The organism is Pseudomonas sp. M5 (assembly GCF_016907075.1).
GTDB classification, from domain to species: Bacteria; Pseudomonadota; Gammaproteobacteria; order Pseudomonadales; family Pseudomonadaceae; genus Aquipseudomonas; species Aquipseudomonas putida_E.
The window spans coordinates 896663-922278 of the sequence record NZ_JAFBBH010000001.1 but is presented as its reverse complement, the minus strand read 5'-3'; the positions used below and the strand labels follow the sequence as shown (position 1 = coordinate 922278).

The following is a 25616-nucleotide window of genomic DNA, read 5'->3' as shown; positions in this document are numbered from 1 at the left end:
GACTGAACGGGAGCTTTTCATGACAAGCCCAACCATTGAACGGCTGGAGGCGATCATCGTCGACCTGCCCACCATCCGCCCGCACAAGCTGGCCATGCACACCATGCAGCAGCAAACCCTGGTAGTCCTGCGCCTGCGTTGCAGCGACGGTGTGGAAGGTATCGGCGAGGCCACCACCATCGGCGGCCTGGCTTACGGCTACGAAAGCCCCGAGGGCATCAAGGCCAATATCGACGCGCATCTGGCGCCGGCGCTGGTGGGCATGGCTGCCGACAACATCAATGCCGCCATGCTCAAGCTCGACAAGCTGGCCAAGGGCAACACCTTCGCCAAATCCGGTATCGAGAGCGCCTTGCTCGATGCCCAGGGCAAACGCCTGGGGCTGCCGGTCAGTGAGCTGCTGGGCGGGCGCGTGCGCGACAGCCTTGAGGTGGCCTGGACCCTGGCCAGCGGGGACACGGCATGTGACATCGCCGAGGCCGAGCACATGCTGGAGGTTCGCCGCCACCGGGTGTTCAAGCTGAAGATCGGCGCCAACCCCCTGGCACAGGACCTGAAACATGTGGTGGCGATCAAGCGTGAGCTGGGCGAGCGCGCCAGTGTGCGGGTCGACGTCAACCAGTACTGGGACGAATCCCAGGCCATTCGCGCCTGCCAGGTGCTGGGTGACAACGGTATCGACCTCATCGAACAGCCGATCTCACGCATCAACCGCAGCGGCCAGGTGCGCCTGAACCAGCGCAGCCCTGCGCCGATCATGGCCGACGAGTCCATCGAAAGCGTGGAGGACGCGTTCAGCCTGGCTGCGGACGGTGCCGCCAGCATCTTCGCCCTGAAAATCGCCAAGAACGGCGGCCCGCGTGCCGTGCTGCGCACCGCACAGATTGCCGAAGCGGCCGGCATCGCCCTGTACGGCGGCACCATGCTCGAAGGCTCTATCGGCACCCTGGCTTCGGCACACGCCTTCCTCACGGTACGCCAGTTGACCTGGGGTACCGAGCTGTTCGGGCCGCTGCTGCTGACCGAAGAGATCGTCAACGAGCCGCCGCAGTACCACGACTTCCAGCTGCACGTGCCCCGTACCCCAGGCCTGGGCCTGACCCTCGACGAACACCGCCTGGCGCGGTTCGCCCGCCGCTGACATCAAAGGAGAAACCCCATGCTGTTCCACGTGAAGATGACCGTGAAGCTGCCGGTCGACATGGACCCGGCCAAGGCCAGGCAACTGAAGGCCGACGAGAAGGAATTTGCCCAGCGCCTGCAGCGCGAGGGCACCTGGCGTCACCTGTGGCGCATCGCCGGGCACTACGCCAACTACAGCGTGTTCGACGTGCCCAGCGTCGAGGCGCTGCACGACACGCTGATGTTGCTGCCGCTGTTTCCGTACATGGATATCGAGGTCGACGGCCTGTGCCGTCACCCGTCATCGATCCACGCCGACGACCGCTGAAACACGCCTTTCGCACAAGAACAAGACGAGATAACCATCATGACCGTGAAAATTTCCCACACTGCCGACGCCCAGAAGTTTTTCGAGGAAGCAGCAGGCTTTGGTAACGACAACGGCAGCCCACGCCTTAAACGCATCGTTCAGCGTGTGCTGCAGGACACCGCCCGCCTCATCGAAGACCTGGAAATCAGCGAAGACGAGTTCTGGCTGGCTGTGGACTACCTCAACCGCCTCGGCGGCCGTGGCGAGGCCGGGCTGCTGGTAGCGGGGCTGGGCATCGAGCACTTCCTCGACCTGCTGCAGGATGCCAAGGATGCCGAGGCAGGCCTGAGCGGTGGCACCCCGCGCACCATCGAAGGCCCGCTGTACGTTGCCGGCGCGCCCATCGCCCAAGGCGAGGTGCGCATGGATGACGGCAGCGAGGAGGGCGTGGCCACGGTCATGTTCCTCGAAGGCCAGGTGCTCGACCCCCAGGGCCAGCCGCTTGCCGGCGCCGTTGTCGACCTGTGGCATGCCAACACCCGTGGTACCTACTCGTTCTTCGACTCGAGCCAGTCCGAGTACAACCTGCGCCGACGCATCGTCACCGACGCAGAAGGCCGCTACCGCGCGCGCTCCATCGTGCCCTCGGGCTATGGCTGCGACCCGCAGGGGCCGACCCAGGAATGCCTGGACCTGCTGGGCCGCCACGGCCAGCGCCCGGCGCATGTGCACTTCTTCATCTCGGCGCCGGGGCACCGGCACCTGACCACACAGATCAACCTGTCTGGCGACAAGTACCTGTGGGATGACTTTGCCTATGCCACGCGCGATGGGCTGGTCGGTGAGGTGGTGTTCCGTGAGGGGGCCGACGGGCGCTATGCCGAACTCAAGTTCGACTTCCAGTTGCAGAAGGCGCTGCAAGGCGCGGATGAGCAGCGCAGCGGGCGGCCTCGGGCCTTGCAGGAAGGCTAAGTCTGGATCGCGGGCACGCCGGCGCCTGCAGGAACAGCGCAGGCACTGAACTCAGCGATGTCTGGGGGGCCGGCTAGCCGGCGATCAAGCGCAAAGCCCTTGCAACCCACTACTGCAGCGAGAGGCCCATGAAAAACCTGATCAAGGACTGCTCCCTTTCCGCCATCGTCGCAGGGTGCCTTGCGACGATGATTTCCTACGCCGGCCCGCTGGTGATCATCTTTCACGCCGCCGAAGCCGCCGGCTTGGCCCCGGGCCTGCTGTCTTCCTGGGTTTGGTCCATCTCCATGGGCAGCGCTCTACTCGGCGGCTTGTTGAGCCTGTACTACCGGGTACCCATAGTGATCGCCTGGTCCATCCCGGGCTCGGCACTGTTGGTCACGGCCTTACCCCAACTGGGACTGGAGCAGGCAGTAGGGGCATATCTGGTGGCCAACCTGGTCCTGCTGCTGATCGGCATCAGCGGGGCCTTCGACCGCATCATCGCGCACCTGCCGGGCTCGATCGCCGCCGGCATGCAGGCCGGCATTCTGTTCAGCTTCGGCACCGAGGTGTTCCGGGCATTGCCGGTGCAGCCGGGGCTGGTGCTGGCGATGTTCGTTGCCTATGTGTTGATGCGCAGGCTGCAACCGCGCTACGCCGTGGCCGCGGTGTTGTGTGTGGGTGCCGTTGTCACCTTTGCCAGTGGCGCACTGCGCAGCGAGGCACTGGTGCTGGAACTGGCCTCGGCGCAGTGGATCACCCCGCAGTTCAGCCTTGCGGCGCTGTTCAGCCTGGCACTGCCGATGGTGCTGGTGGCGCTGACCGGGCAATTCATGCCGGGCATGGCGGTGCTGCGCAACGCAGGCTATGCAACGCCCGCCAGCCCGTTGATCAGCGCCAGTGCCATCGGCGGAGCCTTGTTGGCGCCGTTCGGTTGCCATGGCCTGAACCTCGCTGCCGTCACCGCCAGCCTGTGCACGGGCCACGAGGCCCATGACAACCCGCGCCGGCGCTATGTCGCGGCGGTCGCCGGCAGTGCGCTGTACCTGTTGCTGGGCATCGCCGGGGCGACACTGATGTCGCTGTTCGCCGCCTTTCCTGCTGCTTTGATAGCCGCGCTGGCCGGGCTTGCGCTGTATGGCGCGATCAGCGACGCCTTGGCCCGCAGCCTGGCTGAGCCGCAAGAGCGCGACGCCGGCTTGTTCACCTTCCTGGTCACCGCTTCGGGGGTGTCTTTCCTTGGCCTTTCGGCAGCGTTCTGGGGGCTGCTGTTCGGCCTGCTGGCACACGCGCTGCTCAGGCTGCGTCGCCCGCATGCCCGGGAGGCCCTGCGCCGTTCACCTTGAAACTCGTATTACCAACGCTTTACCCATAACAACAAGATCAAGAGAGCTTCGGAATGAACCAAACCCCTTGCGTCGCCATCGGGCTGACCCTGCTCAGCCAACCGTTATCCGCCGCCGAAGGCGGTTTCTTCGAGGATGCCAAAGCCAGCCTCAGCGCCCGCAACTACTACTTCAGCCGTGACTTTTCCGACATCGTCGGCGCCAATCAGCAGTCCAAGGCCCAGGAGTGGGCGCAGGGCTTCATCCTTGACTTCAAGTCTGGCTACACGCCAGGTACCGTAGGCGTTGGGGTCGACGCGCTGGGCGTGCTGGGCATCAAGCTCGACAGCAGCCCTGACCGGGCCAATACAGGGCTGCTGCCAGTGCACGGTGATGGCAGGGCCGCCGACGAATACAGCCGCCTGGCACCTACGTTCAAGGCACGGGTATCCAAAACCGAATTGCGCGTCGGTGAACTGCAGCCCAACCTGCCGGTGCTGACTTTCAGCGATATCCGGCTGTTGCCGCCCACTTACCAGGGCGTGAGCCTCAGCACGTCCGAACTGGACGGCCTGACGGTGCAGGCCGGGCACCTCACCGGCTCGCACCTGCGTAACGAAGGCGGCGACGGCAAGATGAACGCCATGCTCGGCCATGTGCCCCAGCGCCAGGTCGAGAGCGACGCATTCAACTATGTCGGGGGCGACTACGCGTTCAACGGCAACCAGAGCAGCGCCAGCCTCTGGTACGGGCAACTGCAAGACGTTTACGCCCAGGGCTTTGTCGGGTTCAAGCACAGCAAGCCGCTAGGGGACTGGGTGCTCAGTGCCAACCTGGGCTATTTCACCGCCCGCGAGCAAGGTGATGCGTTGCTGGGCACCATCGACAACCAGGCATTCTTTTCGCTGCTCACTGCTAGGCGAGGGGGGCACAGCTTCCACGCGGGGTACCAGGCGATGTACGGCGACAGTCCGTTCCCTCGGGTGTTCGCCAACATTTCGCCGCTGGGCAATGAGGTGCCGACGTATGAGTTTGCCTACACCGATGAGCGCTCCTATCAGCTGCGCTATGACTACAACTTCGCAGCCATGGGCATCCCGGGGCTGACGGCGACGGTGCGCTACCTCACCGGTAACAACGTCGATACCGGCCAAGGGTACGAGGGCAAGGATCGCGAACGTGATATCGATCTGGGTTATGCGGTGCAGAGCGGTGTGCTCAAAGGGCTGGGAATACGGGTGAGGAATGCCATGGCGCGGTCCAATTACCGTAGCGATATCGATGAAAACCGGTTGATCCTGGTGTACACCTGGCAGCTGTTCTAAGCCCGTACCGGCCACGCGTTGTCACACAGCAGCAATTGCATCACCGGGGTTCGCAGGGTTAGGTTTCCTGTATTGCCCACTCAGGAAACCTTCCCTTGGACTCCATTACCCAAGCCGTACTCGGCGCCGCGCTGCAAGGCACAGTGCTTGGCCGTATCCAGGGCCGCCGCTCGTTGATCTACGGCGCCGCACTGGGCACCGTGCCGGACCTGGACGTGGTCATCCGCTACGCCGACCCGGTGTCGCAAATGACCTACCACCGCGGCTTCTCCCACTCGATCTTCGTGCTGACCGGCCTGGCCCTGTTGCTCGCCTGGCTGGTCAACCGGCTGGGCCGCACGCGCTGGCCTGACAAAGGCTACACCTTGCCCAGGCTGTTCCTGGCGTTCTGGCTGGTACTGGTGACCCACCCGATCCTTGATTCATTCACGGTATACGGCACGCAGCTGTTCTGGCCGTTGCAGTTCACCCCGCAAAGCTGGGCCAGCGTGTTCATCATTGACCCGGTCTACACCGTGCCGCTGCTGGCGGCCGTGCTCTACGCCGCTATCAGGGGCGTGAGCGGCAAGGCGTTGCGCCTGATGAGCCTGGCCCTGGTGTTCAGCACGGCTTACCTGGGGTTCGGCCTGGCCGGCCGCATGGCCGCCGAGCAGCGTTTCCAGGCTGCCCTCGAGCAGCAGGGGATTGTCGCAAACGAGGTGCGCGCGGTACCGATCGCGTTCAACAGCCTGGTCTGGCGCGTGCTGGCCAAGACCCCGGATGGCGATTATTACGAAGGCGTCAGTAGTGTTTTCGACCGTGCGCCACCGGAAATGCAGCGCCTGCCGCGTAACCTGCAGCTTGCCACCGCATTGGTCGATGCCCCCCTGCTGCAGCGCCTGCGCTGGTTTACCGATGACTGGTTACGCTATGACGAGGTGGACGGCGCGCTTGTCGTGACCGACCTGCGCATGGGTATTCCCGGCAACTACACCTTCCGCTTCAACATGGCCCATCGCGATGGGCAGGGTCACTGGATTGCCCACACGCCAAGCGTGTGGCGGGGCAGCGGGGTCGGTGGGATGTTCAACCGCCACGATCTGACGCTGATCTGGCGCCGCATCCTCGACCAGCAACCACCGTTGCCATTGGCCGCCTGGACCACCCAATACCTGCATCAGGCCGACGGCCCCGGGCGCTGAGGCGTGCGCTCAGCGGGGTTGGACCTGGTCAAGTGGACGGCCATCGTAACCATGGTTGCCGACCACGTACGTTTCCTCTGGCCGGCTGCCGAGGGGCTGTTCATTGTCGGTCGCCTGGCCTTCCCATTGTTCTGCCTGGCGATCGCAGTGAATGTCGGGCGCAGCACACCGGGCCGGCTGTTTACCCGTGCCAACCTGCGCTACCTGGGCTGGATGCTGGCTTTCATGGTGCTGTCTGAAGGGCCCTATCGTTGGCTGGACCCTGCTACCCAGACCTTCAGCGTGATCCCCACTCTGACCTTGGGGCTGCTGGTGGCCTGGGCTGTGCACCACCCCCCGGCGTCAGCGCGGCTAATCGGCCTTGGCGCCGTGCTGATTGCAACCGGGTGCAGCGCGCAACTGATGTACGGGTTGCCCGGCGTACTGCTGCCTGCGGCCTGGCTGATGGCTCGCAGCCGAGGGGGAGTGGCCTGGCTGCTGCCGTGCCTGTTGGCTGTGGCGGGCAACCTGACCAACAGCTGGTTGCTCGAACACCTGCTGGCACCGGTTACCTTGCTGACCATGGCCGCTGCAGCCCTGGCCATACCTGTCGGGTGCATGCTGCTGCGCCACAACCACTGGCCTGTGCCTGCGGTGGGGCGCTGGGGGTATCTGTTCTACCCGTTGCACTTGCTGGTCATCAAGGCACTGCAGTGGATGCTGTAACGAGGCCCTTGCAATACTGCAATACGCACCCATTTAAGCGGGTCTTCAGTATCCGCAGGAACCTGACATGGAACCCAACCGCTTCGGCGACATCACCGCTTTCGTCAGTGCGGCGAAGGCGGCAGTTTTACCGCTGCAGCGGCGAGCCTGGGGCTGACCCGTTCAGCCGTGGGCAAGAGCATCGCGCGCCTGGAGGCGCGTATGGCGGTACGCCTGCTCAACCGTACCACGCGCAAATTGAGCCTGACCGATGAGGGTTTGGTGGCGTATGAGCGCTGGCGGCAGATTCTCGATGACCTGGACGAGGTGGAAAGCACCATGGCCCAGCGGCGTGGCAAGCCCACCGGCACGCTGCGCCTGACCGGCCCGCTGTCGTTGGGCCAGCGGCATGTGTTGCCGGTCCTCGATGCTTACCTCAAGCAATGGCCGGAACTGCGCGCCGACATTCGTTTTACCGACCGTTTCGTCGATCTGGTCGAGGAGGGCGTGGACGTAGCCGTACGGATCGGCGCACCCAAGGAAGACTCACAGTTGCTCACTCGCACTGTGGCCTGGCAGCAGTTCGTTACCTGCGCTTCGCCGGAATATTTGCGCCAGCACGGGGTGCCGCAGGTGCCTGCAGACCTGTACGGGCATGACAAGATTGCCTTCCTGACAGGGGAAAAATCCATGCCCTGGCGCTTTCACACGCCAGAGGGCCTGCACCTGTGCGAGGAGCCCGGGCGGCTCAATATCGACAGCTCCGAAGCCATGCTCGATGGCGCACGGGCAGGGTTCGGGCTGATTCACCTGCCCACCTACATCACCGGGGAGGACCTGCGCGCGGGCACGCTGGTGGAGGTGTTGCACGCCTACAGGCCACCGGCCGACCCTATTCGCGTGGTGTACCCGAGCAAACGCCACCTGTCTCCGCGAGTACGGGGGTTCATCGACCTGCTGGTGGCGAGTTGGGAGCACGGAGTGCCCTGGGAGCAGTGATTGTGAATGTCAGGCCCCTGAAGCCGGGTTCAGCCCTGGCGCGCCTACAGCTTCGAGCCTGTAGGCGCGGGGCCCCTCATGCCATCAAGCCTGTTTCAGGAACGGGTAATCCGTATACCCCTCAGGCCCGTTTGCATAGTCGAACTGTGGCCGATGCTCATTCAGTGGCGCCTGAACCCGCAGGCGTTCCACCAGGTCCGGGTTGGCGATGAAGCTGCGCCCGAACGCCACGGCATCGATCAACCCACGCCCGATCAGGTCTTCGCCTTTCTCTGCGGTATAGGCACCTGCGGCAATGATTACCCCTGGGTAAGCTGCCCGAATAGCCTCACGGAACGTATCGCGCAGCGGCTTGCCACCAGCCCAGTCCGGCTCGGACAGGTGCAGGTAGGCCAGGTTGCGCTTGGCCAGTTCCTTGATCAGGTACAGCCCTGCTGCCTCTTGATCTTCGCCATTGTCCACGCCATTGAAACCGCCCAACGGGAAAATGCGGATACCCACGCGCTCGGCGCTCCAACCGGCAATGGCGGCATCCACCGCTTCGAGCACAATACGGGCGCGGTTCTCGACACTGCCGCCATAACGGTCCTCGCGCTGGTTGGCGCTGGGGGTGAGGAACTGGTGCAACAGATAGCCGTGAGCGGCATGCAATTCGATGAAGTCGAAGTCGGCCTCGCGAGCATTGACCGCTGCCTGGCCGAAATCGGCGACGATGCCGGCAATCTCTTCCTCGCTCAGGGCACGCGGTACGGAGGTCTCAGTGCGCAGCAGGTTGCCTTGCTCGTCACGCAACGTGGTACGGGCATTGGCAGGTAGGGCGCAGGGCGCCACTGGCGCCTTGCCACCAGGCTGCAAGGTCGTGTGCGAAACACGGCCGGTGTGCCAGACCTGCACGGCGCTGTGGCCGCCTGCAGCATGAATGCCTTCGTTTACCAGGCGCCACGCGGCAATCTGCTCGGCGGTGTGAATGCCTGGTGAACCCGAGTAGCCCTTGGCCTGGAAGGAGATTTGCGTAGCCTCGGTAATGATCAGGCCTGCACTGGCACGCTGGGCGTAGTACTCGGCCATCATCGGGGTGGGTACATCCCCAGGCTCCAGGCTGCGCAGGCGGGTGAGGGGCGCCATGAACACGCGGTTGGGCAACGTCAGTGGGCCGATCTGCAAGGGTTGGAAGAGTTTCATTGCCGCTCCGAAGGTGAAAGAACCAATGGCGCGCACGATACCGGGATGATTGGGGAATGGGGGGACCGGCACCCCGGCGGCAGGCTCCCCAATGGCTTTGATCACGCAGGTCAACACACTTTTCTGGGCCGAGGGAGCGGCTGGCACACCTGTGTCATGTCTGCAGCAGCTGTTTCATCGTTGCGCCAGTCCGTGCTGCCTGGCGATTGCCGGCAGTGCAGCGTCGAACCGCTCTGGCATGGCGGTTTGGCAAGCTCTTTGTGCCAATGGCACAGCCGTTGCTCTGTGTGTTACCGACGCCTGATGCGGTGTCCATAACAAGAACGGAGAACCGAGCATGAATCGAACAGGCCCGCACCGTCGGCCTCTGCCGCACTTGCTGAGCTGCCTGGCCTTGAGCCTGGCGTGCAGCGCATCTGCCTTCGCCGCCGAAGTCGACGGCCAGCGCATCATCGACGCCGACAAGGAACCCGGCAACTGGATGAGCCACGGCCGTACCTATGACGAGCAGCGCTACAGCCCGCTCAAGGCGATCAACCAGGGCAACGTCAACCAGCTCGGCCTTGCCTGGAGCTACAAGCTCGACCTTGACCGTGGCGTGGAGGCTACACCGATCGTGGTTGACGGGGTGATGTACACCACCGGGCCGTTTTCGGTGGTGTACGCCCTGGACGCGCGCAATGGCACGCTGCTGTGGAAGTACGACCCGCAGTCTGACCGCCACCGCGCCGGTGAGGCCTGTTGTGACGCGGTCAACCGAGGGGTGGCGGTGTGGCAGGGCAAGGTCTACGTGGGTGTGCTCGATGGCCGCCTGGAGGCGATCGATGCCAAGACCGGCAAGCGCGTGTGGTCGGTGGACACCCGCGATGACGACAAACGCAGCTATACCATCACCGGGGCGCCGCGGGTGGTCAACGGCAAGGTGATCATCGGCAATGGCGGTGCCGAATTCGGTGTGCGCGGCTACGTGACCGCATATGACGCCGAAACCGGCAAACAGGCCTGGCGCTTCTTCACCGTGCCGGGCGACCCCAAGCTGCCGCCCGAGAACAAAGCCATGGAGATCGCCAGCAAGACCTGGCACGGCGACGCGTATGTCGAGTGGGGTGGCGGCGGTACGGCCTGGGATTCGTTCGCCTACGACCCGGAACTCAACCTGTTGTATATCGGCGTGGGCAATGGCTCGATGTGGGACCCGAAATGGCGCAGCCAGGCCAAGGGCGACAACCTGTTCCTTTCCTCGATCGTCGCGGTCAATGCCGACACCGGCGAATACGCCTGGCACTACCAGACCACGCCAGGCGATGCCTGGGACTTCACCGCCACCCAGCACATGATCCTGGCCGAGCTGCCCATTGACGGCAAACCGCGCAAAGTGCTGATGCAGGCGCCGAAAAACGGCTTCTTCTATGTGCTGGACCGTGCCACCGGTGAGCTGCTGTCGGCGAAGAACATCGTGCCGGTCAACTGGGCCAAAGGCATCGACATGAAGACCGGGCGGCCGATCATCGACGATGAGGCGGCGGCCTACTGGAAGGACGGCAAGCGCAAGCTGGTGACCCCGGCTTTCTGGGGCGCCCATGATTGGCACCCAATGTCCTACAACCCCGACACGGGCCTGGTGTACATCCCGGCGCATATCATGTCGGCCTACTACGAGCACATCCCCGAGGCGCCCAAGCGCAACCCGTTCAAGAGCGTTTACCAGTTGGGGCTGCGCACCGGCATGATGCCTGAAGGCGCCGAAGGCCTGCTGGACATGGCCAAGAGCTGGTCGGGCAAGCTGATCGCCTGGGACCCGGTCAAGCAGGCGCCGGCGTGGGAGGTGCCGTACATCACCATCTTCAACGGCGGCACCCTGAGCACTGGCGGCAACCTGGTGTTCGAAGGCAGCGCCGATGGCCGGGTGATCGCCTATGCCGCCGATTCGGGCAAAAAGCTCTGGGAGTCGCCCGCCGCCAGCGGCGTGATGGCTGCCCCGATCACCTATTCGGTGGACGGCGAGCAGTACGTGACGTTCATGGCCGGCTGGGGCGGGGCGTTTTCCACCTTCGCCGGCGCGTTGTCGCTGCGCGCCGGGGTGCAGCCGTTCGCCCAGGTGCTGACCTACAAGATCGGCGGTACCGCCAAGTTGCGTGAGCCGGCGCCACCGGCCGACGCACCGGAGCCGCCCGCGTTGACCGCCGATGCGCAAACGGTCGCTGCCGGGGCCGCCCTGTATGACGGCAACTGCTCGCAATGCCACGGTATCCACGCCGTCAGTGGTGGTGTGCTGCCCGACCTGCGCAAGCTCACTGCCGAAAAGCACCAGATGTTCCTCGGCATCCTCTATGGCGGCAGGGTACCCGATGGCATGCCTTCGTTCGCCGACAACCTCAAACCCGAGCAGGTCGAGCAGGTGCACCAGTACCTGATCAAGCGCGCCCATGACTTGAAGGCCGAAGGCGATGCGTGGCAGCGGTTCAGCGCCAAGCCCGTCGCCCAGCCGCCCCTGGCCGACAACACACCACAGGAGTGACACGAGCATGACAGACACGACCTACCAGAACTTCATCGACAACGCGTTTGTACCCAGCGAGGCGCTAATCGAGGTCTACAACCCGGCCAACGCCCAGTTGCTGGGGCGGGTGCCAGAAACACCGGCCGAACAGGTGGAGCGCGCCATCGCAGCAGCACGCAAGGCGCAAAAGGGCTGGGCGGCGAAGACGGCCATTGAACGGGCAGGCTACCTGCGCCAGATCGCCGCCAAGGTGCGGGCCAATGCCGACCGCCTGGCGCGGATCATTACCCAGGAGGGCGGCAAGGTGCCGGCGCTGGCCCAGGTCGAGGTCAACTTTACCGCTGACTACCTTGACTATATGGCCGAATGGGCGCGCCGCCTGGAGGGCGAGGTACTCAGCAGCGACCGCGCCCACGAACACATCTTCCTGATGCGCAAGCCACTGGGCGTGGTGGCGGGGATTCTGCCGTGGAACTTCCCGTTCTTCCTCATCGCACGCAAGATGGCGCCGGCGCTGCTCACCGGCAATACCATCGTGATCAAGCCCAGTGAGGAAACCCCCATCAATTGCTACGCGTTCGCCCAGTTGGTGGCCGAGACAGACTTGCCCGCAGGCGTGTTCAACGTGGTGGGCGGCAAAGGGGCGAGCGTCGGTCACGGGCTGTCGAGCCATGCTGGTGTCGACCTGGTGAGCTTCACCGGCAGCGTGGCTACCGGCGCGCGGATCATGGCCGCGGCCGCACCGAACATTACCAAGCTCAACCTCGAACTGGGCGGCAAGGCCCCGGCGATCGTGCTGGCTGACGCCGACCTGGACCTTGCGGTGAAAGCCATCGTCGCCTCGCGCGTGATCAACACCGGCCAGGTCTGCAACTGTGCCGAACGGGTGTATGTGGAGCGCAAGGTGGCCGACGCCCTCGTCGACAAGGTAGGCCAGGCCATGGCGGCCATCCGCTATGGCGACCCCTCGCGCCAGGCCGATCTGGACATGGGGCCGCTGATCAACCAGGCCGGCCTCGACAAGGTGGCGCAGATGGTGCGCACGGCCGTAGGGCAGGGCGCCCAGTTGGTGACCGGGGGGCAGGTCGCCGACCTCGGCGCCGGGTTCCATTATCAGCCGACTGTGCTCGCCGGCTGTGCTGCGGACATGGAGATCATGCGCAAGGAGATCTTCGGACCGGTATTGCCGATCCAGGTGGTCGACGATCTGGACGAAGCGATTGCCTTGGCCAATGACAGTGAGTATGGGCTGACCTCATCGCTCTATACCCGCGACCTGAATGCAGCGCTGAAGGCTTGCCGCGAGATCGACTTTGGCGAGACCTACATCAACCGCGAGAACTTCGAAGCCATGCAGGGCTTCCACGCCGGTGCGCGCAAGTCCGGCATCGGCGGGGCGGATGGCAAGCATGGGCTGTATGAGTACACGCGCACCCAGGTGGTGTACATCCAGGGGTAAGTCTTCACCCCAGCGTCCCTGTCTTGCCGGCGATGCAGACGCTGGGGTGCATGGCACCGGCCTGCCGGCGATAGGGGCGCACCGGTCACCCCAACAGGTTTGGCTGCACGATCGCGTACCGCTTCATCTTGCGGTACAGCGTCGAGCGCGAAATGCCCAACGCCTGCGCCGCTGCGCTCATGTTCCAGTGCTCACGCTTCAAGACCTCCAGCAAATGCCGCGCCTGAAGGTCTTCCACCTGTTGCTCGAGCGCTGCAGGCTGGGCAGGCGCTGCACCGTCCAGCAACTCCTGGGGCAAGTCGGCCAGTTCGATCACACCGCCCTCGGCCAGCGCTACCGCCTGGCGCAGGGCGTTGAGCAGTTGGCGCACATTCCCCGGCCACGCATGGCCCAGCAGGCAACGATGCGCCTCGGCGCTCAAACGCAACCCCGACCCGGCCGACAAGCCAGAGAGCAGCGCATCGATCAGCTCGCGGCGGTCGCTGCGCTCACGCAGGGCCGGTAACCTCATGCGCATCCCGCACAGGCGATAGTAAAGGTCTTCGCGAAAACGCTTTTCGCCAATCATGGCCTGCAGGTCCTGGTGCGTCGCCGATATCACCTGGATATCAAGCGCCACTGGCGTTTCTGCACCCAGTGGCACCAGTTCACGTTCGGCCAGCACCCGTAGCAGGCGCGTTTGCAGGTGTGCAGGCATATCACCGATTTCATCGAGAAACAGTGTGCCGCCATTGGCGTGCTCCAGCTTGCCCTTCATGCCTTTGCGGCTGGCACCCGTGAAACTGCCGGCGCGGTAGCCGAACAGTTCGCTTTCGATCAATGACTCGGGTATCGCTGCGCAATTGAGCGCCACGAACGGCTTGGCATGGCGCTGGCTGGCCTGGTGCAGGGCGCGGGCGAAAGCTTCCTTGCCGGTACCGGTTTCGCCGTCGAGGAGGATGGCGATGTCCTTGTCCAGCACCTTGCGCAGCCGACGCACGCTTTGTTGCAGTTGCGCGTCCTGGCCTGCCAATTGTTCGAGGCCGGGGTGGCGAGCCCGTGCGGGCATCGGCGGTACAGCCGGCAGCGGGCGATAGCCGGCGGGGACGCGCAGGCCGACGTCCAGCAAAAGCGCTTGAGCATGGGCGCGCAACTGGGTACCGCGGGCGCCGCCACGGGTGAGGTCGAGCAGTTGGTCGATATCGGCGTGCAGCAGTTGCTCGACAGGCGCCCCCAGCAACTTGCCGCTGTGCGCAAGGAAGGCCGCCCGATTGGCACCGATCACCCGGCCACCTTCATCCAGCGCAAGCAACTGCTCGGCCGCCAGGTCCGAGAACTCGTCACGCGGTTTCAGCGCCAGGGTCAGGCGGTCGCGAAAGCGCTCGCGGAAATGGCTGTTCTCGATCAGCCGTGCGTACAGGGTCACCAACTGCAAGGTCAGGTGCTGTGCTTGCTTGGGACCGTCGTTGTACAGGCAGGTGGCATTCAGGCAACCGAGCAGTTGATTGTGGGCATCGAAGATCGGCGACACCGAGCAGCTCAGGCGGGCGTTGGCTGCCAGGAAGTGCTCCTGACGGTGGATGGTCAGGGCCTGCCGGCTAGCCAGAGCGGTGCCGATGCCGTTGGTGCCGGCCACCGACTCGTCCCAGCGCGCGCCAACGATCAGCCCGGAACGGGTATAGCGTTGCGGGTCGGCCGGCAAGCGGGCATCGAGGGTAATACCCTCGGCGTCACTGAGCAGCACGGCGAAGCCTGCATCCACAACGCGCCGCGCCAGGCCGCTGACACCCTGGCTGGCGATGGCCAGGTAGGCCTCATGCTGGGCCTGGTGCTGGCGGATTTCGGCGGCGCTGAGGATATTGTCGACGTGGCGCAGTTCAGGGTCCAGGTGATGCTGGTTGATGCTGCGGTACCAGGATTCGGCGATCACAGGCTCGGGCATCAGGCCACGTTCGGCGAAATGGCAATCGACGAATGCGGCCAGCTCACTGGCATGGGGTGAGGCGGTGTGCGCGGCCATGGGCGCTCCACGAAATTCTTGTTATTTGAGGTGGAGAAAACCATAGCTGATTTTTGCATGATCGGCAGCCGGCCTGGTGCGGGGTGAATGCGTTCAGCCGATCAACTCAAGCGCCTGAGCCAGGCTCAGTGACCGCTTCATACGCTGCGACAACTGCGCCATGGCATCCGAATAGCCTTTGGCGATCACAGCCTCCACCCGCTCACCTGCACATTGCAAGGCAATGAAATCGCCTTGCTCCGGCGCCCCGACAAACTCGATGCGGTCCCAGTCGCGCGCATGCCCCAGTACTTCATAGGTACGCCCATGCTGATAAGTCCAGAAGAACGGCACGTCTTCATACCGGCGTTGCTCGCCCAGCATGTTGGCGGCAGCTATGACACCGTGTTGCTGGGCCAGGCGCCAGTGCTCGATGCGCACCGGGCGGCCGGTGAGGGGGAAGGTCGCGATATCACCGGCCGCCCACAGCCGGTCGGCGGCCTGCAGCTCGGCGTCGACCGCTATGGAGTGGTCCTCGGCCAATTGCACGCCCTGCACGAAGGCAGTGGCAGGCGTGACGCCGGTGCCGAGCAAGACCAGTGATGTTTCGATCTTATCGCCATTGCTCAGCAGCACGGCTTCGACGTGTTGCGCACCGATGAACCGCTCGACGTCGGTCGGGCCATGGAACATCACGCCCTCACGCTCATGCAGCGCACGAATCGAGCGGCCAATGCGTTCACCCAACTGCATGCGTAGCGGAACCTCGTGGCGGGTCACCACGTGGACCTGTGCGCCGTACGTGTGCAATGCCGATGCGGCCTCCAGGCCGATGAACCCGTCACCGACGATCACCACGGGCTGGCCGGGTTCGGCGGCATCGAGCAGGCGCGCCGCATCTTCGCGCGAGCGCAGCGTCACGATGCCTGCCAGGCTTGCACCGGGCAGGTCAGGGCGTTGCGGCTTGCCGCCAGTGGCCAATAAGGCTGCGTCATAATCGATACGCTGGCCGTCGGCGAGGGTGATCTGGCGCTTTTTGGCATCCAGCAGGCGCACCTTGCCCGAGCGCCGTTCCAGTTGGCCTGTGCGCAACTGGTCAGCGTCAAGCAGCGCTGGCACTTCATCAGGCGGCATTTCGCCGGCAATCACGAATTTGCTCAGCGCAGTACGGTCATACGCCGGTTGCCGCTCCTGGTCGAGCCACACCAGGCGACCGCCGAACCCATGGGCCAGCAGCGTGGCAACCGCCGCCGAGCCTGCGGCACCGGCGCCGATGACGACGAAGCAGCGCGCATCGCTGTGACGCGGTGGCTCGGGATGCGGCAGAGGCTGGTCATCGACCCAGATTTCGCCATCCTTGACCCATGCGCGGTAACGGCGCAGGTCTGCCAGGGCCGGCGGCTCGCAGACCACGCCTTCGTCAACGGCGAAAGCGGCCTTGTGCCAGGGGCAGACCAGCAGGCCGTTGCATACCACGCCCTCTTCCAGCGGCGCTCCGGCGTGCGGGCAATTGGCCTGATAGGCGCGGACCTGCCCGGCGCTGCGAATCAGGATCACTTCTTCGCTGCCGGCTTGTACGCGAAGGGGGCGCTTGGGGTCGAGTTGCTCGAGGCGAGCCACGGCGTGCTGAGTCATGAATATTCTCCAAAGGGGGCCTTGGAACCATTTGACGCCTCGGATGAGAGGGTGATGCAGTGATCTGACGGCCGGAAGGAGCGCCATGCTTCATGAGGGGCGTGTTCGGCGTTGGTCAGCGATAGAGCCGTGTGCCATGATCGGGCTTCTTGCGCCAAGGTCGCCTGTGCCGCGCCTGCTCGCGACCAAAACCCAATACCCTCAAGGACCACCGAATGTTCGAACTGGACCATGACTTGGCGCAGGATATTGTCGATCGGGCAATGGCCATTCTGCCGTGCAATGTCAATGTCATGGACAGCCAGGGGCTGATCCTGGGCAGTGGTGAGCCAGGGCGCATCAACACCCGCCACGAAGGTGCGCAGCTGGTATTGGCCAATGGCCGGATCGTCGAGCTGGATGCAGACGCCGCCAAGTGCCTCAAAGGCGTGCAGCCGGGGGTCAACCTGCCGCTGATGCTCGATGGGCGGCTGATCGGCGTGCTGGGGCTGACGGGTGACCCACAGCAACTGCGCACCTACGGCGAACTGGTGCGCATGACCGCTGAAATGCTGCTGGCCCAGCGCCATTTGCAGGTTGAACAGCAATGGCGGCGCCAGCGTTGTGATGACCTGCTGGCGTTGCTGCTCGGTGGTACGGGCGACTCGCCGCGGCTGCTGGACGAAGCGCAGCAACTGGGCCTGAAGCCGCAGTTGCCACGGGTGCCGTGTTTGTTCGAATTGCGTGCCGGCCCGGCGGCCGAGGCCTTGGCTGCCTGGTTGATGAGCCGTTACCCGGACAGTTGGTGCGTGAGCCCGGCACGCGATTCCTTGCTGTGGTGCCGCCCGGCCGGGGTGGCGCTGGATGAGGTGCGCCTGCTCGAGCGCGTGCAGCGCAGCGGCTGGCAGATCCAGCGCATGGCGCTGGGTAGCCCGGCGCAGAGCCTTGAGCAGTTGCGCCGCGGTTACCGGCGGGTTCGTGACCTGCTCGCCTATGGCCGCGAAGTGTTGCCAGGCGAGCAGTTATTGAGCCTTGCGCGTTACCGTCTGCCGGCGTTGTTGTGGCGCCACCGCAATGAAGATGCGCTGGATGAGCTGCTTGAGCCGCTGCACCGCGTGCGTGCCAAGGATGCCAGCGGGCAGTTGCTCGCCACCCTGCGTGCCTGGTGCGCGCATGATGGCCAGAGCCAGGCCTGCGCCGATGCCCTGGGGATTCACCGCAACAGCCTGCGCTACCGCCTGGAGCGCATTGCCGAGCTGGGCGAGGTCGACCCGTTGCGCCTGGAGGGCATGTTGAGCCTGTATCTGGGGTTGCAGCTGTTGCCAGCGGATTGACCTGGGCAAAAAGGCATTTGCCCAAACAACCTGTCGGCCGGTTTGTGCATCCGACCGAGGCCCCGACGCCGGACAACTGTCAGCATGCGGCCATCTGGACAGGAGAATCCCCATGAAAATCGTCATCGCCCCCGATTCGTTCAAGGACAGCCTTGATGCTGCCGGTGTCGCCCGTGCCATCGCCGCCGGCCTGGCAGAGGCGCTGCCGACCGCTGAGCTGCTCGAGTGCCCCATGGCCGATGGTGGCGAAGGCACCATGCAGGCGATTGTCGCTGCCAGCCACGGCGAACTGCGCCGGCAGACCGTTCGCGGGCCGCTCGGCCAGTGGGTGCAGGCCGGTTGGGGCTGGCTGGCCGAAAGCCGCACAGCGATCATCGAGATGGCCCAGGCCAGTGGTATCCAACTGGTGCCAAGTGCGCAGCGTGATGCCTGCCGCAGCAGCACCTGGGGCACCGGCGAACTGATCGACGCCGCGCTCAGCGCAGGGGCACAGCGCATCGTCCTGGCAATCGGCGGCAGTGCTACCAACGATGGCGGCAGCGGCATGCTGCGTGCCCTTGGCCTGCGTTTGCTGGACACCGATGGCCAGCCACTGGAAGAGGGCGGCCTGGCCCTGGCCGGGCTGGCACGTATCGATGCCAGCGGCCTTGACCCGCGCCTGGCGCAGGTTCAGGTCGAAGTGGCGGCCGACGTCGACAATCCCCTGTGTGGGCCCAATGGTGCTTCGGCGATCTTCGGGCCACAAAAGGGTGCCAGCCCCGAGCAGGTCCAGGCCCTGGACAAAGCGCTGGGCCACTTTGCCGACCATTGTGCGCAGGTACTGGGCCAAGATGTTCGGGAACAGCCAGGGTGTGGTGCGGCCGGCGGCATGGGGTTCGCGGCCAAAGCCTTCATGGGGGCGCAGTTCCGCCCGGGCGTGGAAGTGGTGGCGGAGTTGGCCGGCCTCGATGCGTTGGTGAAAGGTGCCGACCTTGTGATTACCGGTGAGGGCCGCTTCGATGCCCAGACCCTGCGGGGCAAGACGCCGATGGGGGTGGCGCGTGTCGCCAAGCGCCATGGGGTGCCGGTGGTGGTGCTGGCGGGCACCTTGGGTGAAGGCTATCAGCAGCTGTATGCGCACGGTATCGATGCGGCATTCGCCCTGGCCAGCGGGCCGATGACCCTGGAGCAGGCCTGCGCCGATGCCGCGCACTTGTTGCGGGCCCGGGCCAGTGATGTTGCGCGGGTATGGCGTTGCGCCACGGGCGCTGAAGCGTCTGCGGCAAACCCATGGCGATGCGCCGCGTGTGCGGCGCTCGGTCTCAAGGTTGCTGAAAAAAGCCCGTGGCATGCCCCGGAAATACCCAAAACATCTTTGTCTGATATCCCACCGGATCCACGGCGCGAGGAATGAATAGCGCTCGGAAAAATCGCACTTGCTGATCAGGTTTTACCCGCTGAAGTTGCTGAATAATACCTCGTGACTATCACCGGCGGTTTCAAATAAGTATTTTACTTGAGCCGGACGCTCGCCAATTCTCTGCGCTGTTTATTCGAGAGGGCGAGTCGATGTTAGTTCACAGCGACCAGGATTACGGCGTGCTGAAGGCCGCGGAACGCGAGCTTCAGCTGCAGGCGGGGCATGTCCCCGACGCCGCATTTTATGAACGCAAGTTGCAAGCAATTTGGACGCGAGCACAACACAGCGCCCATTACGCAAACATAGGTCCTTACAGTTTCCCGGCCTTCCAGCAGTTGCCTGTAACCGCCAAGGCATTGCTCAAAGGCCAGCCGCTCGAGTTCTGCACGGTGGAACTGGGCGAGGCGGCCAAGTATTACGCCACCACCGGCACGACTGGCGAGCCGACCCCGACCCCGCGTTTGAAAGAAGACATCATCTGGAATGCCGTCAGTGTCGCCAGCTATTGGCGGGCAGTGCTGCGCCCGGGTTCGCGGGTGGCCAACCTGATGCCATCGGACATCGTGCCGGTAGGTGACCTGATCGCCAACGTCTGCGAGTACCTGGACGTTTCCCACGTGCGCCTCTATCCCTTTACCACCGGTATTACCGACTGGGAGCGGGTGTGCAACACCTTCGACACGTATCGGCCTACGGTCCTGTTCATTGCCCCGGGTGTGCTGGTGCAACTGACCCGCTACCTGAAACAGCGCGGATTGCTGCACAGCTTCGCCGAGTCGGTGCGCTCGATCATGCTGCTTGGCGAGGTCAACACCCAGCCGTTGCGCGAACGCCTGGCGCGCTGGTGGCAATGCGATGTTTTCGATGCCAGCTACGGCAGTACCGAAACCGGCACGTTGGCCGCAGTGGGCCAGGACGTGCAGATGCGCCTGGCCACTGCCACCAACTATTTCGAACTGCTGTTGCCCGACGGCAAGCTGGTCACCCCGGCCGAGGGGCTCACGGGCCGCCTCGTCGTTACGCCGCTCAACCTGTATGCACGCCCGCTGTTGCGTCTGGACACCGGTGACAGCGTGACCATCACCTCGCCTTGGCAGCCAGGCCAGGTCAGCCCGGCCTTGCTGATCAACGGGCGTGACAGCGATAGCGTCCGCGTGGCTGGCGTAGGCCTTGAGATCCGCGCGGTCGAGGAGGTGGTGTACGGCAGTTGCGATGCCACAGGTTATGTCATCGAAGTGGACCGCCAGGCCGACAGCGCCGCGCTTATCCTCGAGCGTGACGTCGTCTGGGACAGCAGCCAGGAAGCGCGCCTGCAAGCGCATTTGCTGGAGCGCTGCGAGCAGCACATGGGGCTGCGCTGGAGCCGCGTACTGTTCGTCAACAACCTGTCGGCGCTGAACAAGAGTGGCGGGTCGCAAAAGAGCTGGAAGAAGACCAACCTGCGCTTTGTCGGTGGCCAGCAATGACGCCGCCACGATTCCCTCTGGGGCAGGGCCTGGGCAACGGCCAACCGGACTTGTGGTGCACCTATGCGGCCATACGCAGCCTGGCCTGGGTTGGGCGCCTTGAGCAGGTTGATGTACCGGTATTACAGGCCTACATCCTGTCTCGGCGCAACCGCGATGGCGGCTTTGCCTGGAGCAAGGGGATGCCCTCCGATGCCTGGGCCACGTTTTATTGCACCGAAACCCTGCACGACCTGGGCGTTGGCGTTGAACAGTGCGACGAAACAGCGGCCTGGATCGCTACGCTGTTCGATGGCGACGCCTATGCCATGTGCCCGGGCCAGACGGCGGACGTGTGGGCCAGCCACTATGCGCTGCGCACCTTGATCGAAGTGTGCCATGGCCAGGTGCGGGACACCGAGCCCCTGTATGCCTGGCTCGAGGGGTTGCAGTGTGCCAATGGTGGCCTGAGCTGGTCGGCGGATTTCGCCCGACGCAACCTGGCCGACACCCGTGCCTGCTTCTACGGCGTGATGGCTGCGCGAGCGCTGGCTCGCCAGGGCTTGCCGGCGCCGCAATGGAACCTGCCACGCCTGATCGGCTGGCTGCAGGCACAGCAGATGGATTGCGGTGGCTTCCGCTTCAGCGAAGCGGCGGCTGTGCCGTGCCTGTGGGCGACCTATCGCGCCACCGCAAGCCTTGCGGCATTGCAGGCGCAACCGCTGGACCGTAAGCGCTGCGCTGAATGGATCGATGCCTTGCGCGGCCCGACCGGTGCCTTCGTGCGCTGGGCGGGTTATGACGGTGAGGATGTCTGGGCGGCGTTCTGCGCACTGGGTTCGCTAAAAGCACTGGGAGAGCCGGTGGCGCACCTGGCCGATGGCGTGGCAGCGTTCATCGCTACGTTGTCGATGCCCCAGGGCGGCTATTCGTATCGCCGGGCCGATACCGCCGCCGACGTGCTGACCACCGCGGCTGCCGTGCTGGGCGATAGCCTGGCGCAGCAGCCGCGCGATGCGGCCCTGCGCTGGATCGAAGGCTGCCAGATGCCCAACGAGCCTGGGATCATGTACATGCCAGGCCGTGGTGCCGAGGTGCGTTGTACCAATTGGGGCCTTGCAGCAGGTGCCTTCGCTGGCCAGCCAGGGCCCCGCCAGGCGATCGGCCGCTGGCTGGCCTCGCTGCAGAACCCTGACGGCGGCTTCGGTTTCTGGGAGGGGCGCGGCTCGGACATGGTGTCCACCGCATCGGCCGTGTCGATCTTGCGGCAATTGGGCGATGACAGCGGCGTAGACCTCGCGGCCATCGAACGCTACGTCGTCAGCTGCCGGCAGGCCCATGGCTACGCATCGTTCCCCCGTGGCGAAGTGTCATTGCGCGCCGGTTTGCAGGCACTGGCCTGCCTGGCCCATATCGGCAACGACGTCACTGAGGCTGCCGCCCGGTTACTGGCTGCGCACAAAGTGCGCCAGGGCGGCTTCGCCAACCAGGGGCAGCGCATTCCCGACCTGCTCAGCACCTACCAGGCCGTGGCACTGGCTGCCGACCTGGGCCTGCCGGTGGACCTTGCCCACCTGCGCTTTTTCCTCGACAAGGTGCGCGGCGCTGCCGGCCATGCCTGGTCGCCTTTGTTCCTGCAAGGGGTCGATGCGCTGTCCACCTGCCTGGGCCGCCTGCTCGACGCCTTTGCCCAAGGCCAGCGCCAGCAACTGCCCAGCTTGCAGCTGTCGTAAGGAGCCGCCATGCCCACCCTCACTGTTTGCTGTGCACCGCTGCAAGCGCTGGAGCGCAAGCGCCTGGCGCTGGCCTTTACCCGCCAGCTCAAGCAACTGGGCGCCGACACCGCCCATTGCATGGTGTTCTTCAACCCGTTACCTGAGGCCAGTGTGTTCAGCGCCGGCATGCCGATGCCCGTTGCCGACCGCGACGGTGCACCGGCGCAGTTCCATGTGCGCATCACCCTGTCACAGGCCCGCGACCGGCAGGCTCACCAGGCGCTGGCTGAAGGCCTGCACGGCTGCCTGCGCACGCATTACCCCAATGCCTTCATCTACCTGCACTTCGACCCGATCCTGCCCGAGCACGTGTTCTTCAGTGCCGGAGCGGAATTGACCAACGCTGCCCATCAACAAGGAAAGACCGGCTCGTGAACGACCTCAGCATTGAACAGCGTATCCGCCACACCCTCGCCCAGCTGCTTGGCGAGCACGTCGACGCCATCGATAAACGCGACAGTTTTCGTGACTTTCTCGGCGAACGCTTCGACAGCCTCATGGCTGTGGAAGTGATCACCGCCATCGAGGGCTGCTTCGACATCGAAGTGGACTACCTCAGCGATGATGTGCGCTTCTGGTTCGAAACCCTGGAAAAGATGGAGCAATTCGTCGGGCAAAAACTGGAAGACCAACTGACCCTGCAGGCCACCGAGTGAGCGCCGAGCATCTGTTTACCACCTCCGGCTCTACCGGTGCGCCCCGGCAATGGCTGCGCAGCCAGGTGCAGATGGAGCGCGAGGCAACGCTGATTCTCGGCCGTTGGGCGCCCGATGCACGGGAGATATTCTCGTTTGCGCCAGTCAGCCACAGCTACGGCATGATCCTTGGCGAGGTCGGTGCGAGGGTTTTGAACGCCCGGTTGCACGCCTGCTCGCTGGAGCAGCAACGCATGCCAACGCTCGACGGGGACGGTCCGTGCGTGATTCTCGCCATTGCCAGTACCTGGCGCGTGCTGCCGGCGCTGCTGGCCCGGCTGAGTGCCCGGCGTGCGGTACTGGTGGTGCACAGCGCCTCGTTGCTGCCGCCGGGGGCTCTGGCCACGGTGCAGCGCCATGCCGGGCCACAGGTGCGTTTCGTCGAACTGCTCGGTTCCACCGAAACCGGCGCCATGGCTTACCGCGAGCTGGATGCGCACAGTGATGCAGAGCAGCCCTGGACGCTGCTGAGCGATGTGACACTGCTCAGCCCCCCGGGCCAGCCCTGTGCGCTGAACGTGGCCAGCCCGCGCATCGCCCGCCAGCCGTGCCAGGCGCACGCCGCAGCCACGTATTGCTGCGATGACCAGGTACTGGCGCTGGACGCACAGCGCTTCCAGTGGCTGGGCAGGGCCAGCAGCCTGATCAAGGTCAATGGGCTGCGCGTCGACCTGGCCCGTCTGGCCAGTGACCTTGCTCAGCGCCTGGATTGCCCGGCGCTGGCCTGCGTTGCTGTGGCCGATGCGCTGCGCGGCGAAGCGTTCGAGGTGTTGTACAGCTGCGACACCCTCACCGAACACGCGGTGCTGGAGGCATTGCGCCAACTATCGCCGGGCCATCCATGGCCGGTTGCGGTACGCCGTGTCACCGACCTGCCTTTATCCGCCACCGGCAAGCCTCTGCCGTGGGCGGCTTCCACTTCTGTCAAGGAATACACCCATGAACCACGTTGACACTCAAGATGCCATCGCCCACTACCTCAGCAACTGCGGCGCCAACGCCACCCACGGCCGCGAGCAGCCCGAATACCTCGGCCTGAGCCTGCGCAAGCGCCATGAACTGCTGCAGCGCAGCCCCGCCCTGGCAGCGGACTGGGCAGCGCAGTACGCACAATGGTCCGTGCAAGCCGACAGCCACTACCGTTGCCTGACCAGCACCCGTGAGGTCGAGGCACCGTGGTACCGCCTGGGCGTGAAGGACACTGTTGACGTGCAAGGTTTGCCGACCCGCCTGGGCCTGCGCAGCTACCGCCACTACCCGCAGCGCAGCGCCGAGGCGCTGGCCTTCCTTGACCCGCGCATCGCGCTGACCTGCAAGGTCGCCACTACCGAGCTGAACATTGCCTTTGGCGCCGGCTGTCGTAACCCACACTTCCCGAGCATCGATCCGTCTGGCTCCAGCACAGGTTCGGCGGTGTCGGTGGCAGCGGGGCTGTGCGATATCTCGTTGGGCACCGATGTGCTCGGCTCGGTGCGCTGGCCTGCCTCGCACTGCGGCATGGTCGGCCTGCGCATGACCCAGAAGGCCGAGAGCCTGGCCGGGGTGTTTCCGTTATCACCGCGCATGGACGCACTGGGCTGGGTCGCCCGCAGCGCCGATGACCTCGACCTGCTGTTCCCGTTGCTGGGCCTGGAGCCACTGCTCGGCCAGCAACAGCCACTCAAAGAGCGCTATCGGGTCGCCATGCTGGAGCACGCGCTGGACCCGGCGCTGACCAGTGCGGCCATGCTCGACATGCTGGGCCAGGCACGCAGCGCACTGGCAGACCTGGGCATGGCGCCCGCTGAGGTTGCCATGCCGGACCTGTGGGCCTGCCGTGGCGACGCCTGGCAGCTGTGCGCACGGGATGCGTGGCTGGCCTCGGCTGCCTGGGCCCGGCGCTTCGACTGCGAGCTGCACTGGTCGACACTCAGCGCCCTGAAAGTGGGTGAGGGCGTTAGCGACGCTGACTACCGGCGCATCCACCAGCGCATGGACAAGATCCGTTCCGGTATCGAGGCCTGGTTCGACAACGCCCAAGTGGATTTCGTGGTATTCCCCATGGACCCTAACCGGCCATTCGACCGGCGCAACCCGCAGCCAGGGGACTCGACCATCCCTTCGCCCGCAGACGACGGCTATGAGCAGAAGATCAGCTTCACCCCGCTGGCCAGTTTCAGCGGCCTGCCGGCCATTACCGTGCCGATTTGCCTGAGTGCCGACGGCAAGGCGCCGCTGGCCGTGCAGATCATGGGCCGGCGTGACAGCGAGCGGCAGTTGCTGGATATCGCCAAGCGCCTGCAGGCCCTGACCGGCCTGCTTCCAACCCGTCGTCTTCAGGTGTAAGGAGCACAGC

General features: G+C 64.8%; 19 protein-coding genes and 2 pseudogenes. 18 read left to right on the top strand and 3 right to left on the bottom strand.

From position 1 onward, the window contains the following. Positions 1-19 precede the first annotated feature (19 nt). The 8 genes and pseudogenes from JOE27_RS04315 (at position 20) to JOE27_RS04280 (ending at position 7900) form a co-directional block, all read left to right on the top strand. Positions 20-1141: a muconate cycloisomerase family protein gene (locus tag JOE27_RS04315; protein WP_046786157.1), complete on the top strand. Its 1122-nt coding sequence runs from the start codon at positions 20-22 to the stop codon at positions 1139-1141. Positions 1142-1159: 18 nt separating this feature from the next. Further along, positions 1160-1450: a muconolactone Delta-isomerase gene (gene catC, locus JOE27_RS04310; RefSeq protein WP_204918007.1), complete on the top strand. Its 291-nt coding sequence runs from the start codon at positions 1160-1162 to the stop codon at positions 1448-1450. 39 nt (positions 1451-1489) lie between these two features. After that, positions 1490-2404, top strand: a complete 915-nt coding sequence (gene catA / locus JOE27_RS04305; protein WP_115274751.1) for a catechol 1,2-dioxygenase — start codon at positions 1490-1492, stop codon at positions 2402-2404. Between the two features lie 128 nt (positions 2405-2532). Further along, positions 2533-3732 carry a benzoate/H(+) symporter BenE family transporter gene (locus JOE27_RS04300; RefSeq protein WP_174141169.1) on the top strand — a complete coding sequence of 400 codons (1200 nt, stop codon included), beginning with the start codon at positions 2533-2535 and terminating at the stop codon, positions 3730-3732. A gap of 53 nt (positions 3733-3785) precedes the next feature. Further along, entirely contained in the window at positions 3786-5036 is a 1251-nt protein-coding gene (locus tag JOE27_RS04295) for an OprD family porin (RefSeq protein WP_204918005.1), read from the top strand. 95 nt (positions 5037-5131) lie between these two features. Further along, positions 5132-6217 carry a metal-dependent hydrolase gene (locus JOE27_RS04290; protein WP_115274754.1) on the top strand — a complete coding sequence of 362 codons (1086 nt, stop codon included), beginning with the start codon at positions 5132-5134 and terminating at the stop codon, positions 6215-6217. A gap of 3 nt (positions 6218-6220) precedes the next feature. Beyond that, on the top strand, positions 6221-6922 hold the full coding sequence (locus JOE27_RS04285) for a TraX family protein (protein WP_174141172.1): 702 nt from the start codon (positions 6221-6223) through the stop codon (positions 6920-6922). A gap of 67 nt (positions 6923-6989) precedes the next feature. Continuing rightward, positions 6990-7900 (top strand): annotated as a pseudogene (locus tag JOE27_RS04280) (LysR family transcriptional regulator). A gap of 84 nt (positions 7901-7984) precedes the next feature. Here the strand turns inward: JOE27_RS04280 and JOE27_RS04275 are convergent. Further along, positions 7985-9082: an alkene reductase gene (locus JOE27_RS04275; protein WP_204918003.1), complete on the bottom strand. Its 1098-nt coding sequence runs from the start codon at positions 9080-9082 to the stop codon at positions 7985-7987. A 337-nt stretch (positions 9083-9419) separates the two neighbouring features. On the opposite strand from JOE27_RS04275, the gene JOE27_RS04270 reads away from it, so the two are divergent. Together JOE27_RS04270 and aldA are read left to right on the top strand one after the other, a co-directional pair. After that, positions 9420-11600, top strand: coding sequence for a PQQ-dependent dehydrogenase, methanol/ethanol family (locus JOE27_RS04270; protein WP_204918001.1), 2181 nt, complete (start codon positions 9420-9422; stop codon positions 11598-11600). Positions 11601-11607: 7 nt separating this feature from the next. After that, positions 11608-13041, top strand: coding sequence for an aldehyde dehydrogenase (gene aldA, locus JOE27_RS04265; protein WP_204917999.1), 1434 nt, complete (start codon positions 11608-11610; stop codon positions 13039-13041). Between the two features lie 85 nt (positions 13042-13126). On the opposite strand, the gene JOE27_RS04260 is transcribed toward aldA, so the two are convergent. Beyond that, positions 13127-15040, bottom strand: coding sequence for a sigma-54-dependent Fis family transcriptional regulator (locus JOE27_RS04260; protein WP_174141176.1), 1914 nt, complete (start codon positions 15038-15040; stop codon positions 13127-13129). A 93-nt stretch (positions 15041-15133) separates the two neighbouring features. After that, positions 15134-16654: an apoptosis inducing factor family protein gene (locus JOE27_RS04255; protein WP_119687053.1), complete on the bottom strand. Its 1521-nt coding sequence runs from the start codon at positions 16652-16654 to the stop codon at positions 15134-15136. A 215-nt stretch (positions 16655-16869) separates the two neighbouring features. Between JOE27_RS04255 and JOE27_RS04250 the strand changes: the two genes are divergently transcribed. From JOE27_RS04250 to JOE27_RS04215, 8 genes and pseudogenes are all read left to right on the top strand, one after another. Then, positions 16870-17967: a sugar diacid recognition domain-containing protein gene (locus JOE27_RS04250; RefSeq protein WP_115274760.1), complete on the top strand. Its 1098-nt coding sequence runs from the start codon at positions 16870-16872 to the stop codon at positions 17965-17967. A 112-nt stretch (positions 17968-18079) separates the two neighbouring features. Further along, positions 18080-19207: pseudogene (locus tag JOE27_RS04245) on the top strand (glycerate kinase); the annotation flags it as partial. A 308-nt stretch (positions 19208-19515) separates the two neighbouring features. Then, positions 19516-20832 (top strand): phenylacetate--CoA ligase family protein, encoded by a 1317-nt coding sequence (locus JOE27_RS04240; protein ID WP_204917997.1) that lies wholly within the window; start codon positions 19516-19518, stop codon positions 20830-20832. After that, positions 20829-22544, top strand: coding sequence for a prenyltransferase/squalene oxidase repeat-containing protein (locus tag JOE27_RS04235; protein ID WP_204917995.1), 1716 nt, complete (start codon positions 20829-20831; stop codon positions 22542-22544). The genes JOE27_RS04240 and JOE27_RS04235 overlap by 4 nt, the downstream gene beginning before the upstream one ends. A gap of 9 nt (positions 22545-22553) precedes the next feature. Further along, a complete protein-coding gene (locus tag JOE27_RS04230) occupies positions 22554-22961 on the top strand; it encodes a hypothetical protein (protein WP_046786173.1) in 408 nt (135 codons plus the stop codon). After that, positions 22958-23242 carry an acyl carrier protein gene (locus JOE27_RS04225; protein ID WP_174141182.1) on the top strand — a complete coding sequence of 95 codons (285 nt, stop codon included), beginning with the start codon at positions 22958-22960 and terminating at the stop codon, positions 23240-23242. The genes JOE27_RS04230 and JOE27_RS04225 overlap by 4 nt, the downstream gene beginning before the upstream one ends. Beyond that, on the top strand, positions 23239-24234 hold the full coding sequence (locus JOE27_RS04220; protein ID WP_174141183.1) for an acyl-CoA synthetase: 996 nt from the start codon (positions 23239-23241) through the stop codon (positions 24232-24234). Before JOE27_RS04225 ends, JOE27_RS04220 begins: the two co-directional genes overlap by 4 nt. Further along, the gene (locus JOE27_RS04215) at positions 24221-25606 is read left to right on the top strand and encodes an amidase (protein WP_174141184.1); all 1386 of its coding nucleotides are present in this window, start codon (positions 24221-24223) and stop codon (positions 25604-25606) included. The genes JOE27_RS04220 and JOE27_RS04215 overlap by 14 nt, the downstream gene beginning before the upstream one ends. The last annotated feature ends 10 nt before the right edge of the window (positions 25607-25616 follow it).